We start from the raw sequence: 13,572 nt of genomic DNA, 5'->3' as shown, positions 1-13,572 counted from the left end.
GTGACAATGCTATTCCTCGCCTTCAGCATGGGTCCGGATCGCTACTTGATCGATGTCCACAAAATTGAAGAGGTGCTGCCCTATATCGACGTGAAAGTTCTTCCGGGTGCGCCAACTGGTGTGGTGGGTTTGGTCAGCTATAACGGAATACCCATCCCCCTGATCGATGTCACCCTTCTTGCGCTTGGCCGACCATCGGAGCGCCTGTTGAGCACCCGGATCGTTGTGACGCGCTATCCGGCGGATGATGGCGAGCGACGCCTGCTGGGGCTGATCGCGGAACGGGTGACGGATACGATCGAGCGAGACCCGGCCGATTTCGCGCCGTTCGGACTGGAACCAGGAACCCCGCCATATCTTGGGCCGGTGGCTTCCGATGGTTTGGAGATCATTCAGTGGGTCAAAGTGGAAGCGCTGCTTTCGGAAGAGATTCGTACCGCTTTGCTCCGCCAGGCGGCAATAGGTGATCAATGACCGGAGCAATAGAAAAGCTCCTGACGGAAACCATTGGACTGGACAGTGCCAGCGTTGGTCCGACAGTGGTTCGTCAGGCGGTCAGAGAACGGATGGAAGCATGCCGGATAACCAACCCTCAGGCCTATAGGCAACACTTGGCCGGTTCCTCGCAGGAGCTGCAGGAGCTGATCAATGCGGTGGTGATCCCAGAGACCTGGTTCTTTCGCGACCGAGAAGCGTTCACGATGCTGGCGCGGCATGCGCGCGCGCACAAGCCTGCTCAGCCGATAAGAATCCTGAGCCTGCCATGTTCAACCGGCGAAGAGGCTTACTCGGTCGCCATGGCCATGTTCGATGCCGGCTTTGAGGCACATGAGTTCAAGATCGATGGCGTGGACGTCAGCAGCCGCAATATCGCGACGGCTGAACACGCCATCTATGGCCGCAATTCGTTTCGCGGCAGCCATTTAGAATTCAAGGATCGCTATTTCGAAGCGGCCGAGGGCGGGTTGCGGCCTGTTGCTGGGGTGCTGAAACAGGTTCGGTTCATGGTAGGAAACTTGTTCGGTTCTCACGCGCCTTTCGGGCAAGAGGTCTATGACATCCTGCTTTGCCGCAATTTGCTGATCTATTTCAATCGAGAGCTGCAGGATCGCGCATTGATCTGCCTGAAGGACCTGCTGGCCAAAGACGGACTTCTTCTGGTCGGTCCGGCGGAAGCAGCTCTTCCAAGGGTGCATGGCTTTATTTCCGCTGAATGGCCATTGGCCTTCGCCTTTCTGAAATCGGAGCCCGTCAAGACCACGGCGCCGAAAGTTTCGGCCGCCGTCCCGGTGCGGACGCCAAGCCCTAAGGTCAACAAGAGCGAGCCTCTTCGTCCGTTCCGACCGACAATTGGCAATGAAGGCCGCGGGCAGGCTCCGGCCAAGCCGCTTGCACGCGCCTCGGAAAGCCTCATCGCGGTTGAACGGATCGCCAATGCAGGACGCGTAAAGGAGGCACAGGAGGTCGCCCTGGCGCATCTCAAGGAGTTCGGTCCTTCCGCAGAAATCTTCTACCTGCTGGGCCTCGTCCAGGATGCGGATGGTTCTGCACCCGAAGCCGCGCAAAGTTATCGCAAGGCGCTCTATCTCGCGCCAAATCATCGAGAAGCTCTTGTCCATCTGGCCTTGCTGCTTAGCAAGCAAGGCGACCATAACGGCGCCGAGGCGCTGGCCGGCCGGCTGGGTCGGGTCCAGAAAAGGAGCGGCAGTTGATGGCGGCTTCGACAAGGATCGCTCAGCCGGTGGAGGAGATCGAAATCAACGACTGCTGGCGGCAAATAGGCGTACGGGGTGACAAGTCATGTCCGCTACTAGAGCAGCATCTCCACTGCCGCAATTGCCCGACCTACAAGAAGATCGCACGACGCCTCCTCGACCGTGCAGCTCCCTCGGCATCTCGCGACGAATGGCCTGACAACGCTGGTCGTGCAGGGATCGATTCGGCAGACAGCGACGCGCTGCAGACGGCCGTTCTCTTCCGTTTGGGGGAGGAATGGCTGGCACTTCCGGTCGGTATTTTTCATGAAGTGGCTGAATCTCGTCGCGTTCATTCACTTCCACATCGCAGGAACAGTGCACTGCTCGGCATTGCGAATGTCCGTGGTGAATTGCTCATTTGCCTTTCCCTGGCCGAATTGCTCGGGATAGACGAGCGCAAGGAAGGGGAACAAGGCACACGAACCAAGGTATTTCGCCGCCTTGTCGTGGTAGGCGAGCGCGACAAGCGGGTTGCTTTTATGGTTGATGAGATCCACGGCTTACATCGGTACCAGGAACGCGACACTCTCGCTGTTCCGGCCATGATTGGGAAGGCACTGTCTGCCGCTACGGTTGCCGTGCTGCCATGGCAAGGACGAGCCGTTGGCTGTCTCGATCCACGACAACTGCTCACGATGCTGGATCGGAGCATCGCATGACAGATGAAGACTTCAGCCAGGTTTCGATGCTCAGCCTCTTCCAGGCCGAACTGGAGACGCAGTCACGGGCTCTGACCTCTGGACTTCTGGCACTCGAACGCGATCCTATCGCCGCCGACGCCCTGGAAGCATGCATGCGTGCCGCGCATTCCCTGAAAGGAGCTGCCCGCATCATCGACCTGATGCCCGCAGTCAAAGTTGCAAATGCGATGGAAGACTGCCTGGTCGCAGCGCAACGCGGGCATCTGAGGGTGCGACGGGAGCATATAGACGCGCTTCTGCAAGGTTCTGACCTTTTGAAATTGATCGCATCGGGATCATCGAGCGAGAGCGCCAACTCAGAAGTCGAAACCTTTCTCGCGAAGTTCGAGGGGTTGTCCCTCCCCCAGGCAAAGCCCGGTCCCCAAGATTCTGCAGCTGATTTCGCAACTCCAGATCATGCCCAGGAGCAACTGGCGACGACCTCTTCAGCGAACCTCCTCGTTGGGGCGGTACCGCAAGCCCACGGCAGCATCGGCTCTGATAGAATGGTTCGGGTGACGGCAGACAGCCTGAACCGATTGCTCGGGCTGGCTGGCGAGTCGCTGATGGAAGCTCGGCGGCTCAGGCCATTCGCTGACGGGCTGCTACGGCTGAAGCGACTTCAATCGGACCTCGCAAGTGCGTTCGACAATCTTCATGCAGTGCTGCCGCCGGTTTCAAACGATGCGGCGGTGGTGGAGGCGCTGGCTGAAGCGCAGCGAAAGCTTCGGTTGAGCCAAGCGTTCCTGGCGGAGCGTTTCGATGAGTTGGATTCAGTGGATCGGAAAGCGACCGATCTTGCCAACAGATTGTACGACGAAACGTTGGCGAGCCGGATGCGGCCTTTTGAGGACGGCGTGCGACACTATGCGAGAATGATCCGCGACCTCGGTCGTACCCTTGGCAAGCGGGTGCGACTGGAGATCGTAGGCGGCTCGACCGGCATCGACCGCGATATCCTCGAGCAGCTCGATGCCCCTTTGGGGCACCTTCTGCGCAACGCTGTAGACCATGGGCTTGAACCGCCTGAGGAGCGCCTCGCGATGGGCAAACCCGAAGAGGGGCTCATCAGGCTCGAAGCGAGGCACAATGCCGGGCTGCTGCAGATAGCCGTGGTGGACGACGGCAGGGGGATAGAGCTCTCGAAGCTGCGCGAGACCGTCGTCGCCCGGCAACTTGCAACCAGGGAAAGTGCTGAAACACTCAGCGAAAGCGAATTGCTCGCGTTTCTGTTTCTGCCAGGCTTTTCCATGAAAGCGGGCCTTACCGACGTCTCAGGTCGCGGTGTGGGGCTCGATGCAGTGCAAGCCATGACGAAGGAAGTCCGGGGAGTCGCAAGCGTCTCCTCAGAATTTGGCCACGGAACCCGATTTCAACTGCAATTGCCGCTGACACTGTCGGTCCTGCGCACGCTGCTCGTCGATGTCGATGGAGAGCCCTATGCTTTTCCACTCGCTGCCATTTCCAAGACTTTGAAACTGCAGCGGACGGAGATCAACGTCCTGCAGGGCCGGCCGCATTTTCGATTGAACGATCGACAGATCGGGCTGGTCACCGCTCGCGAGGTGCTCGATCGAGGTGAGCCCGGATCGGAACCGAACGAACTATCGGTCGTCGTCGTAGATGCGGGTCGGGGCGATGCGTACGGCCTGATCGTTGACCGTTTTCTCGGGGAACGCGAGTTAGTGATCAGACCTCTCGATCCACGGTTTGCCAAGATCAAGGACATCAGCGCAGCGGCCCTGATGGAAGATGGTTCGCCCGTTCTGATCTTCGATGTCGACGATCTGATCCGATCGGTGGAAAAGCTTGCATCGTCCAGCGGATTTCGAGCTCTTCGGCGCGCCGCGGGCGGTCCCGAAGCGAGCAGGCGCAAGCGCGTGCTCGTGATTGACGATTCACTGACGGTTCGCGAACTCCAGCGCAAGATGCTCGGCAATTACGGTTATGAGGTCGAAGTGGCGGTAGACGGCATGGACGGGTGGAATGCCGTCCGGTCTGGTCCTTTCGATCTCGTCGTCACCGACATCGACATGCCTCGCATGGATGGCATCGAGCTGGTGAGTTTGATCAGAAAGGACGCTGATCTCAAGAACACACCCATTATGATCGTTTCATACAAGGATCGGGAAGAAGATCGCGCGCGCGGGCTCGACGCAGGTGCGGACTATTATCTGACCAAGAGTAGTTTTCAGGACGAGGCGCTGATCCATGCCGTCGTGGACATGATTGGCGAGGCGGCTGAATGAGATCGAGATTGGAAGCCAGCGAATGAGAATCGGCGTAGTCAACGACATGCCGATGGCGGTTGAACTTCTGCGTCGACTGGTCCTGTCGACCGGCGAACATCAGGTCGCGTGGATCGCGACCAATGGGCGTGAGGCGGTCGAGGTCTGCAGACGTGATCTGCCGGATCTGATACTCATGGATCTAGCGATGCCAGAGATGGACGGCGTGGAAGCGACGCGCAGAATCATGGCGGAAACCCCGTGCTCAATCTTGCTGGTGACCGCCAGTATCGAAGCCAACCTCGCCGGCGTCTACGAAGCAATGGGTCATGGCGCGCTTGACGCAGTCGATATTCCGTCGGTGGGCATCGAAGGCAACGCGTCCTCGCAATCCGCCCGGCTTTTGACGAACAAGATACGAACGATAGGCAAGTTGATCGGTGATGCGCCTACCCAGGCAAAAAGGCGGATGTCACGTGCGGCTGAGCCGTCAACTCGACGCCTGATAGCAATCGGCGCCTCTGCGGGCGGGCCGGCTGCCGTTGCCGCAGTCCTGAGCGCGTTTCCCGTTGATTTTGGCGGCGCGATTGTGCTCGTCCAGCATCTCGATGCTCAGTTCGTTCCAGGCCTTGTTGATTGGCTAGGGCAGCATACGCGTCTCCCGATCCGTCCGGCGGGGGAAAGGGATAGTCCACAAGCGGGCACCGTTCTCGTTGCCAGTTCTGCGGATCATCTGGTTTTCAAGTCAGCTCAGCAACTTGGCTATACGCCCAGCCCCAAGGACAATGTTTATCGGCCGTCGGTAGATGTGTTCTTCGAAAGTGCGGCGCAATGGTGGCCTGGCTCGGTGATTGGTGTTCTGCTCACAGGCATGGGCAGGGATGGTGCGCGCGGGCTGAGACAGCTCCGTGACAAGGGACATCTCACAATCGCGCAGGATAGAGCAACCAGTGCCGTCTATGGCATGCCGAAGGCCGCCGCCGACATCGGCGCGGCCGTTGATATTCTTCCTTTGGGTGCGATCGGCTCACGTATAATCGAAGCCTGCGAGCGCTCCACGTGAAAGGCCCCTTCCGATGACGCAAGAACCAGAGTTGGTCCCGCCACTCGCAGATAACTATTCATCCATGGTCCTGCTCATCGATGATCAGATCATGGTTTGCGAGGCGGTCAGGCGCGCTCTAGCCAACGAGCCCGATATTTCCTTACACTTCTGCACCGACCCGTTGAGAGCGATGACGGTCGCGGATGAGGTAAAGCCAACCGTTATCCTGCAGGATCTCGTGATGCCAGGGGTCGATGGGCTGCATCTGGTGCGAGAATACAGGAAGCATGCGTCGACACGCGCGGTGCCAGTCATTGTGCTGTCGAGCAAGGAAGATCCAGCCACCAAGGGCGAAGCCTTCGCTGCGGGCGCGAACGACTATCTCGTCAAACTGCCGGATCGTATCGAGTTGATTGCACGCATTCGATATCACACGCGGGCCTATCTGGATCACGTCCAGCGAGACTCGGCACACCGAGCGCTGAGGGAAAGCCAGCGACAGCTGATCAGTGCAAATCTAGAGCTTGAACGTCTGACGCGGATCGATGGCCTGACGGGTCTCGGCAACAGGCGCTATTTTGACGAATATCTGGCGGCTGAATGGAAACGCGCTTTTCGCGCACAGTCCCCACTGTCGCTGTTGATGATCGATGCCGACAACTTCAAACGATACAACGATACCTATGGCCATATGGCCGGCGACGATGTGCTCAAGCAAATCGCCCGCGTAATCCAGAGCGGTTCCGGCCGCTCCACCGATCTCGCTGCGCGGTACGGAGGCGAAGAGTTCGTCATCGTGTTGGTCGACACTATACTGGAACAATCCAGTGCGATCGCCGAGCGGCTCGTCCAGAGCGTGCGGGAGTTGAACATACCCCACGGCCCGGATCGCGTGACCATCAGCGTCGGCGTCGCAACAGCGGTGCCCACCGAGAACGAGACGCCAAACGATTTCGTCAATGCCGCCGATTTGGCTCTGTTTCGTGCCAAATCGGAAGGACGAAATCGTGTTGCGCTTCATATGTCCCGCAGCTAGAGAAGCTCACATCTCAGTCAACGAAGCGCGCCCTGTTCGATTTGAGGACGACCTTGGCAAAGTCGGGCACTTCAAGACCTTGGCGCACGAGCGCATCAAGTGCCTGCTCGGACGCCCTGATGGCGGCGAGCCGCGCCAGCACAGTCTCAGCCTCCAGGCGGGGGACCACGGCGATACCGTCCCGGTCGCCGACCAGTATGTCTCCCGGCGAGATAGTCACTCCTCCAAGCACCACCGGGAATCCGACCGTGCCTGGACCATTGCGCGCAGGCGAATTCGCAATGACCCCGGCACAGTAGACCGGCAACCCGACAGCCTCGATCCCGACAACGTCGCGCACGAGGCCATCAGTGATGAAGCCGGCGACGCCCTTGTTGCGCGCCATGCCGAGCACGAGATCGCCAGTTACCGCCGTACCGGCAAAGCTGTCGGTGGAAGCGACGATGACGTCGCCACTTGCTGCGGCATCCAGTGCTCCAAACAGGGCGAGGTTGTCGGCGGGGCCGCAGTGACAGGTCACGGCGACGCCGACCATCGTCGCAGTAGCTGGCGACAGTGGCTTGATCGCATAATGCAAGGCGCCGCGTCCGCAGCCAGTCGACATCGGCCCAGGAGAGTCCGGGATCGAGCATTGCGGCCATGCGGCCCGCCAATGCACCGACCGTCGCCGTATCCCCGGGGCGCGCGTAGTTGCCGAAGGTCAGTTTCGGGAGTCGGGTGCGCATACGAAGAAGCCACGCCGCCTTGGTGGCGGCCGCGAGGGTTCCGGCCAAACCGAAGCGCGGCGGGATGGCAAAACCGTTGCGGATGTCGCGTTCACGGTTGCCAAGCATCTGGTTGTCGATGGTGAGCACCAGCGCGTCGTAGCTTGAGGCACGCGCCCGATCCACCATTTCTCGGGTGAAGCCGCGATCGGTATAGACGAACACCTGCATCCACCGTGGGCTACTTCCGGTGGCTGCTATATCCTCCAGCGTGCAGACGGATCCGTGGCTGGCGCAGTAGAATGTCCCTGCGGCCGCTGCGGCTCGGGCGGCTGCGCGCTCGCCGTCGGGCCAGAACAGCCCAGCCAGGCCGGTTGGCGCGATGCCCAGCGGGATGGCAAGTTTCGCGCCGAAGAGGTCAAGGGAAAGGTCTCGCGTCGTTGCACCGTTGAGTGGTCGCGGCAGAATGGCAACCTCGTTAAAAGCTTGCTCGTTCCGGCGCAGCGTTCGCTCATCCTCGGCACCGCCATCGGCGAAGTCGAACACCGGGCGTGGCAAAGTCCGCCGCGCGGCGACGCGGACCGCGGCCACGCTGTACAGGCACTTCAACGCCGCCATCGAAGCAGACGATGCCGCACCGCCGGCACCGCGGTCATCGCCTGTGTTTGAGGCGGACGAGGAGCTACTCACGGTTGCTTTCCGCCGATGCGACCATGATGCGTCGGTCCACCGCCTCCCGGAACACGCACGCAGGAGAGTGTTCCCTCAAAGGAGGGATCGCTGCCGGTCGCCAGCACGCCGGCATTTGTCACCCAAAGCATCTCGCCCGAGAAGACGCAGTTGGTCGTTGCCTTGCCGCAGACGAAGAAACCCTCCGCTGTCCCGTTGGGCTTCAGAACGTGAATGCCGTTGGCGGCAATATCCGTGACATAAAGGCGGCCATCGGCTCCGACCTTCAGCCCGTCCGGGATCGGATTGGCCCCAGGCAAGCGGCCCAGGTCTTCGACGCAACCATCCGGACGCTGCCGCTTGACGCGACCCGTATAGGACTCCCCCCAAATGATCGAGCCGTCGGCTTCGATCGCCACACCATTGGGGAACGTCGGCTTGTCGAAACCGAGAGCAAGGTACGCACTGCCGTCGGGGTTGACGGCAAAGATGTAGCTGGGGTCCGGGTTCCCCGGGTTGTATGTGCCGGGATCGCTAAAGATAAGCCGGCCGTCAGCAGCAAATACAAGATCGTTTGGACCATTGAGCCGAATGCCTGCGACTTCGCTTAGCAGGATTTCCGGCTTTCCGCCTTCGGCAACCCGCTGGATGGATGGTGTCGTCATCTCCGCGGCCCGCCAAGGTCCGGTCGTGCCGCCGTTTTGGCAGACATAGAGCAGGTCATCCGATCCAAGAACACAGGCGTTGGGCGCTCCGGCAACATACGCTAATTGGCGAGCACTTCCGTCGCGATCTATGGCCGTCAGCTGGCTTCGATAGCTTTCGACGATGACAATTCGGCCATCGGGCAGCACCGTCGGGCCCTCGGGCCAGCCAAGGCCGGTCGCGACAACCTCGACGGCCATCTTTTCAACCTCGTTCATCGTGCGACCCCCAGAACGGCAGCCTATCAAGATTTGTTGAGCATAATCCAGCCTGGCGGTCACATGACCCGGCGACTCGAAAGATAACTAGACTGACGTGCGCGTTAGGTGGCCCACTTTTGCGTCGGGGCTCCGCCACTCTTCAGATCAACAGCAACCAGCACCAATACGCACCAATCACCATTTGCACAGCGAACGCGGTGAACCTGAGACTGACCGCGAGTTGGCTGGTTGAGACGAGGTGGATCACCGACTGCACTATACGTGCGCCTAACATCGTGGAGGCCAAGGGATCCGTGACATCTGTCTTTGAAATGATGATCGCGACTCCGAGCAGACCTCCGAAGATTGGAAGCCCTTCAATGCAGTTGGCGTGGGCACGGGCTAACCTCCGCATAAACGGGGAGAGGGCTCCGTTATCTGGCGTAAAGCCGTTTGCCGGGACTTGCCCAGAGATCACCAGGTAGCTCCGGATAACTTCCATCACGATCAGCAGGGCCAGCGCCCACGAGATGAAGCCAGTCAATGCGTAAGCACTCGCCGACATGTGCCCTCCCCGTTGCTAGCAATCTAGGTCGTTGTAGCCGATCAACTAGTCTAATGCTATTCGACGAGGAGGGGCGGCCTGTAGTGGGGCCGAAACGGAATAGCAGCTTTTGGACGTTGTGCCCGGAATAGCTGCCGTTCAGCCAATCAGCAGGATTGACCGCTTTCGCCCTTTAGCGACCCTTCCGCGCCAGATCAGTCGATGCTTGAAGCTGCCATTCGCAGAGTGAAAGCGGCGTCGAGCATGGTCAGAAAGGCGCGCACGGCGGGGTTGGCGCGTCGGCTTGCCGGCCAGAGCACGGTGACATTGTTTCGCTCGACCGCGAACGTGGACAGCACTGGGACCAGTTCGCCGCGCTTCACATAGGGAGCCGCCATGAAGGAGGCGCCTATGCCTATCCCACCGCCGGCTGCCAGCATGATGAGCACGGCATCGCTGGCATCGGCGACCACACCGGAATTGGGCACGATCTCGATTTCACGGTCGCCAATCCGGAAGGGCCAGCGAAAGGCCTGGCCTGTGCTCTGATATCGAAGGTTGACGGTGTCGTGCCCTTCCAGGTGATCGGGATGGGTCGGTGTGCCGCGTTCCTCGAGATAGGCTGGCGAGGCGAAGCAGCAAAGCCGATGGGGTGCGATCTTGCGTGATAGTAGCCGGGTATCAGCCAGATCACCGATGCGTATGGCGACATCGATCCCTTCCTCGATCATGTCCACCATCTGGTCACCCAGCCTGAGATCGACGATCAGGTTCGGATGGAGCCGACGGAAAGCCGGTAAAGCCGGAGCGATCAGATGCAGTCCGATCGGCAGCGACGCGGCCACGCGCAACGTGCCCGATGGTTCGGAGCGCGCGGTCATTGCCGCCTGCTCTATTTCCTCCGCCTCGCGTAGCAGACGCAGCGCGCGCTCATGCAGGTCGCGCCCTTCGGGCGTGAAGGTGAGCGAGCGCGTTGTACGGGTAAACAGCGACACTCCTAAATGCCGCTCGAGCCGCTGGACGCTCTTGCTGACCGCCGAAGGGGAAATCGACAGCGCGCGCGCCGCTGCCGTGTAGCTGCCCAGCGATCCCGCACGCGCGAAGGCGATGATGCCAGTGAGCCGATCCAAAGTGATATGTTCCGCCATGGCATTACTTAACCGCCATCGGCACCGATTATCAACCGGCGGTCATGCCGCTAGATTCGCTCCAATGACATGGATGAGCGGAGATTTCACCAATGAGCGATAAGATGAAGGCAGTCCGTCTGCACGCATTCGGTGGTCCCGAGATGCTGGTGTACGAAGACGCGCCTAGGCCGGGTGTGAAGCCCGGCGAGGTGCTTGTCCGAGTCCAGGCGGCCGGGCTTAATCCGCCCGACTGGTATCTGCGGGATGGCTATCGCGCACTGCCGCCAGAATGGCGACCCAACGCGTCCTTCCCACTGATTCTCGGCACGGACGTGTCGGGCGTCATTGAAGCGGTTGGCGCTGACGTCGCTGAGTTCAGCATCGGTGACGAGGTCTACGCAATGGTTCGCTTCCCCGATAACTTGATGACGGGTAGCAATGCCTACGCGCATTATGTCAGTGTGCCGGCATCGCATGTTGCATTGAAACCAGCCGGCATCGACCATATTCATGCGGCTGGTGCGCCGATGTCGCTTCTGACGGCATGGCAGTTCTTGATCGAACTTGGCCACGACGAGCCGAATCCGTTCCAGCCCTTACCGCATGAGCCGGTGCCCCTCGACGGCAAGACGGTGCTCATCAATGGTGCCGGAGGCGGTGTCGGGCATCTGGCCGTCCAGTTGGCGAAATGGCGGGGCGCGCGCGTCATCGCGGTGACATCGGCCAAGAACGAGGCGCTGATGCGCGATCTCGGCGTGGATCAATTCATCGACTACAAGACAACCGCGGCGGAAGATGTCGTTCGAGACGTCGACCTTGTCCTCGACGCGGTGGGCGGCGCGGACATGGAGCGCTTCTTCCATGTTCTGAAGCCGGGCGGCGCGCTGTTCCTGGTCAACCCACTGGGCTTCGCTGGTCACGAAGAGACAGAGAGGCTGGGGATCACGGTCTCATCCACACAGGTTCGATCCAATGGCGCGCAGTTGGCAAAAGCCGCCCGCCTGCTCGACGACGGCCTTGTGCGTGTCGTCATCGACAGCACATTCCCGCTGGCCGAGGCATCGCGCGCACATGAGCGCGCCGCCGACGGCAGTATTCAAGGCAAGATCGTGCTGGCCGTCTGAATTGTTGCTTTCAGTCCGACCGACCATCGGGAGTGCAGACGATCGGGCGCGATTACGCCGTTTAGCCGACGAAGACCACCGACCGACGTCCGGCTGAATCGTGCTCGACTACAAGTGCCGCGATGGCTGCCGCGATCTTCGCGCCGCCTTGCACTGACGGTTCGATAGGATTGGCGAAGTCCGCGTCCTCATTCGATACCAAGCGCAGGTCGACGAGCGGCAAACCGCGCGAGAACGCCGCCCGGGTGATGACGTCGTTGAGGACCGTCAGGGCAGTTGCGGCAAGTCTACGACGCTGTGGGTCGGGAAAGCGCGCCTCGTAGATCGTGCAGACAGCGGTGGGTAGGTTTTGGCCCAGCGCCCCCTCGAGCATCGTACAGTAGTCGTGCTCGAATTCCTCCCGGATATCGCTGATCCTGTCCAGAACCTCGGCCACCGAACAGGCCCCCTGCTCCAGAATCCCTGCATGACGAAGAGCATCATTGCCACCGACGCTGACGACAAGATGGCTAGCATCCTGGGGGAGCCGTTCAAGCTGCCGCTCGACGCCGCTTGTGACGGCGCCGTCGACGGCGTTTAGCGTTGCACGCCACCCCTCCGGCAAGCGCTCCCGCAGCTGCCGCACTACGTCGGGCCCGCGCGCGACATAGGCAGCGTTGTCAAAGATCGAATCCCCGAGAAGGACGACGTGTGGCATCGGATGCTCCGTTGAGGCCTCTGCCAATGCTGCATCAGCAGAGGAGGTAAGGTGGTGGGTTGTGACCGCGGCAGCGAGCACGGTCAGGAGATCACGGCGAGTCAGGCCACCTGCAGAACGGAACGGCATCTCAGCCGTCCAGGAACGCCAGAAGCGCGGCATTCACCGCGCTGGCCTCTTCGCGCTGTACCCAATGCGTCGCCTTCTCGAACGTCTGCAGGCCCCGATCGTTGCAAAGGGCCAGACTGCGCTCGGCCAGGCCATATTCCAGAGCTTGGTCCTGCATCCCCCACAGTACAAGGGTCGGCGTCGTGATCCTCCTTCAGGCTTGGGCGGAAGCGCAGCGCCCGATACCAGTTGAGCATGCCTGTCAGCGCCCCCGGCCGTTCCCAGGCCTGCCGATACTCTGCGATTTCCTCCGCCGTGAAGGCATCTGTTCGGCTGGATTTGATGAGCGCCCGTGCCAGCAGAGCCGAGCGCCCCGCCCCCAGAAAAGCCTCCGGCAGCAAGGGGAACTGGAAGAAAGGCCGCATAGCTGCTCCGCAGGAACTGGGTCGGAGATCGCAAGGAATGGGCAAGCAGCACCTCGGGATGGGGCGCGTTCAGGATGACGAGCCTTTCCAGGCGGTGCGGCAGCTTTGCGCCTGCCGCCCAGGCGACGATACCGCCCCAGTCATGACCGAGGAGGTGAAACCTTCCGATGCCGAGCGCGTCGGCGATGGCAACGACATCGCCGACGAGCTTCGGGAGCGTGTTCACGGATGGCTTTCGGCTTGTCACTGGTGTTGTAGCCCCTCTGGTCGGGAACGATGACCCGGAATCCGGCGGAAGCGAGCGCATCGATCTGCCGTCTCCAGCCGATCCAGAAGTCGCCGGGAGCAGTCTGTCCCGGTCCAGCCGCTAGGCTGGCAGCAGCGGATGCGTCGATCAAAGTTAATATCTCGCGGAGTTGACGAGGAGTTCTGATAAGCAAGTTTCAATTTCGCGCTTTTTCCCGCAAATTCGAGAGCGTGAGGAATTGAAACCATTCGTTGATTAATCAGGCGTTTTCGC

14 protein-coding genes and 2 pseudogenes are annotated in these 13,572 nt (G+C 60.6%); 7 read left to right on the top strand and 9 right to left on the bottom strand.

Annotated elements, in window-relative coordinates; translation table 11 throughout:
• Positions 1-6 precede the first annotated feature (6 nt).
• The 6 genes from AC3CCE_RS00080 (at position 7) to AC3CCE_RS00055 (ending at position 6,746) form a co-directional block, all read left to right on the top strand.
• Positions 7-474 carry a chemotaxis protein CheW gene (locus AC3CCE_RS00080; protein ID WP_023700505.1) on the top strand — a complete coding sequence of 156 codons (468 nt, stop codon included), beginning with the start codon at positions 7-9 and terminating at the stop codon, positions 472-474.
• A complete protein-coding gene (locus tag AC3CCE_RS00075; protein ID WP_352625274.1) occupies positions 471-1,712 on the top strand; it encodes a CheR family methyltransferase in 1,242 nt (413 codons plus the stop codon). The genes AC3CCE_RS00080 and AC3CCE_RS00075 overlap by 4 nt, the downstream gene beginning before the upstream one ends.
• Complete coding sequence (locus tag AC3CCE_RS00070) at positions 1,712-2,416, top strand: chemotaxis protein CheW (protein ID WP_023819373.1); 705 nt, start codon at positions 1,712-1,714, stop codon at positions 2,414-2,416. The genes AC3CCE_RS00075 and AC3CCE_RS00070 overlap by 1 nt, the downstream gene beginning before the upstream one ends.
• On the top strand, positions 2,413-4,686 hold the full coding sequence (locus AC3CCE_RS00065; RefSeq protein ID WP_023713485.1) for a hybrid sensor histidine kinase/response regulator: 2,274 nt from the start codon (positions 2,413-2,415) through the stop codon (positions 4,684-4,686). The genes AC3CCE_RS00070 and AC3CCE_RS00065 overlap by 4 nt, the downstream gene beginning before the upstream one ends.
• Positions 4,687-4,708: 22 nt before the next feature.
• Entirely contained in the window at positions 4,709-5,728 is a 1,020-nt protein-coding gene (gene cheB / locus AC3CCE_RS00060) for a chemotaxis response regulator protein-glutamate methylesterase (RefSeq protein WP_023693323.1), read from the top strand.
• Between the two features lie 64 nt (positions 5,729-5,792).
• The gene (locus tag AC3CCE_RS00055; protein WP_023669440.1) at positions 5,793-6,746 is read left to right on the top strand and encodes a response regulator; all 954 of its coding nucleotides are present in this window, start codon (positions 5,793-5,795) and stop codon (positions 6,744-6,746) included.
• 13 nt (positions 6,747-6,759) lie between these two features.
• Here the strand turns inward: AC3CCE_RS00055 and AC3CCE_RS00050 are convergent, their stop codons facing one another.
• The 5 genes and pseudogenes from AC3CCE_RS00050 to AC3CCE_RS00030 form a co-directional block, all read right to left on the bottom strand.
• Positions 6,760-7,281 (bottom strand): RraA family protein, encoded by a 522-nt coding sequence (locus AC3CCE_RS00050; protein ID WP_488377063.1) that lies wholly within the window; start codon positions 7,279-7,281, stop codon positions 6,760-6,762.
• A gap of 58 nt (positions 7,282-7,339) precedes the next feature.
• Positions 7,340-8,068 (bottom strand): annotated as a pseudogene (locus AC3CCE_RS00045) (alpha-hydroxy acid oxidase); the annotation flags it as partial.
• A gap of 68 nt (positions 8,069-8,136) precedes the next feature.
• On the bottom strand, positions 8,137-9,042 hold the full coding sequence (locus tag AC3CCE_RS00040; protein WP_023748842.1) for an SMP-30/gluconolactonase/LRE family protein: 906 nt from the start codon (positions 9,040-9,042) through the stop codon (positions 8,137-8,139).
• Positions 9,043-9,184: 142 nt separating this feature from the next.
• Complete coding sequence (locus AC3CCE_RS00035) at positions 9,185-9,589, bottom strand: MAPEG family protein (protein WP_023682292.1); 405 nt, start codon at positions 9,587-9,589, stop codon at positions 9,185-9,187.
• Between the two features lie 194 nt (positions 9,590-9,783).
• On the bottom strand, positions 9,784-10,716 hold the full coding sequence (locus tag AC3CCE_RS00030; RefSeq protein WP_023742812.1) for a LysR family transcriptional regulator: 933 nt from the start codon (positions 10,714-10,716) through the stop codon (positions 9,784-9,786).
• A gap of 92 nt (positions 10,717-10,808) precedes the next feature.
• Between AC3CCE_RS00030 and AC3CCE_RS00025 the strand changes: the two genes are divergently transcribed.
• Entirely contained in the window at positions 10,809-11,822 is a 1,014-nt protein-coding gene (locus AC3CCE_RS00025) for an NADP-dependent oxidoreductase (RefSeq protein ID WP_023700514.1), read from the top strand.
• A gap of 61 nt (positions 11,823-11,883) precedes the next feature.
• Here the strand turns inward: AC3CCE_RS00025 and AC3CCE_RS00020 are convergent, their stop codons facing one another.
• The 4 genes and pseudogenes from AC3CCE_RS00020 to AC3CCE_RS00005 form a co-directional block, all read right to left on the bottom strand.
• On the bottom strand, positions 11,884-12,519 hold the full coding sequence (locus AC3CCE_RS00020; RefSeq protein ID WP_352625279.1) for an SGNH/GDSL hydrolase family protein: 636 nt from the start codon (positions 12,517-12,519) through the stop codon (positions 11,884-11,886).
• 130 nt (positions 12,520-12,649) lie between these two features.
• Positions 12,650-12,805 carry an alpha/beta fold hydrolase family protein gene (locus AC3CCE_RS00015; RefSeq protein ID WP_023742813.1) on the bottom strand — a complete coding sequence of 52 codons (156 nt, stop codon included), beginning with the start codon at positions 12,803-12,805 and terminating at the stop codon, positions 12,650-12,652.
• 275 nt (positions 12,806-13,080) lie between these two features.
• Positions 13,081-13,278: pseudogene (locus AC3CCE_RS00010) on the bottom strand (alpha/beta fold hydrolase); the annotation flags it as partial.
• Complete coding sequence (locus AC3CCE_RS00005; RefSeq protein WP_488377062.1) at positions 13,193-13,450, bottom strand: alpha/beta fold hydrolase; 258 nt, start codon at positions 13,448-13,450, stop codon at positions 13,193-13,195. The gene AC3CCE_RS00005 and the pseudogene AC3CCE_RS00010, both read right to left, overlap by 86 nt.
• Between the last annotated feature and the right edge of the window lie 122 nt (positions 13,451-13,572).

It is taken from the genome of Mesorhizobium sp. P160187, from assembly GCF_057766425.1.
This window is presented reverse-complemented; position numbering and strand designations above follow the sequence as displayed.

Excerpts from the sequence above, each read along its gene's own strand:
- AC3CCE_RS00080 (WP_023700505.1), top strand. The coding sequence starts at position 7 with ATGCTATTCCTCGCCTTCAGCATGGGTCCGGATCGCTACTTGATCGAT.
- AC3CCE_RS00075 (WP_352625274.1), top strand. The coding sequence starts at position 471 with ATGACCGGAGCAATAGAAAAGCTCCTGACGGAAACCATTGGACTGGAC.
- AC3CCE_RS00070 (WP_023819373.1), top strand. The coding sequence starts at position 1,712 with ATGGCGGCTTCGACAAGGATCGCTCAGCCGGTGGAGGAGATCGAAATC.
- AC3CCE_RS00065 (WP_023713485.1), top strand. The coding sequence starts at position 2,413 with ATGACAGATGAAGACTTCAGCCAGGTTTCGATGCTCAGCCTCTTCCAG.
- cheB (WP_023693323.1), top strand. The coding sequence starts at position 4,709 with ATGAGAATCGGCGTAGTCAACGACATGCCGATGGCGGTTGAACTTCTG.
- AC3CCE_RS00055 (WP_023669440.1), top strand. The coding sequence starts at position 5,793 with ATGGTCCTGCTCATCGATGATCAGATCATGGTTTGCGAGGCGGTCAGG.
- AC3CCE_RS00050 (WP_488377063.1), bottom strand. The coding sequence starts at position 7,281 with ATGGTCGGCGTCGCCGTGACCTGTCACTGCGGCCCCGCCGACAACCTC.
- AC3CCE_RS00040 (WP_023748842.1), bottom strand. The coding sequence starts at position 9,042 with ATGAACGAGGTTGAAAAGATGGCCGTCGAGGTTGTCGCGACCGGCCTT.
- AC3CCE_RS00035 (WP_023682292.1), bottom strand. The coding sequence starts at position 9,589 with ATGTCGGCGAGTGCTTACGCATTGACTGGCTTCATCTCGTGGGCGCTG.
- AC3CCE_RS00030 (WP_023742812.1), bottom strand. The coding sequence starts at position 10,716 with ATGGCGGAACATATCACTTTGGATCGGCTCACTGGCATCATCGCCTTC.
- AC3CCE_RS00025 (WP_023700514.1), top strand. The coding sequence starts at position 10,809 with ATGAGCGATAAGATGAAGGCAGTCCGTCTGCACGCATTCGGTGGTCCC.
- AC3CCE_RS00020 (WP_352625279.1), bottom strand. The coding sequence starts at position 12,519 with ATGCCACACGTCGTCCTTCTCGGGGATTCGATCTTTGACAACGCTGCC.
- AC3CCE_RS00015 (WP_023742813.1), bottom strand. The coding sequence starts at position 12,805 with ATGCAGGACCAAGCTCTGGAATATGGCCTGGCCGAGCGCAGTCTGGCC.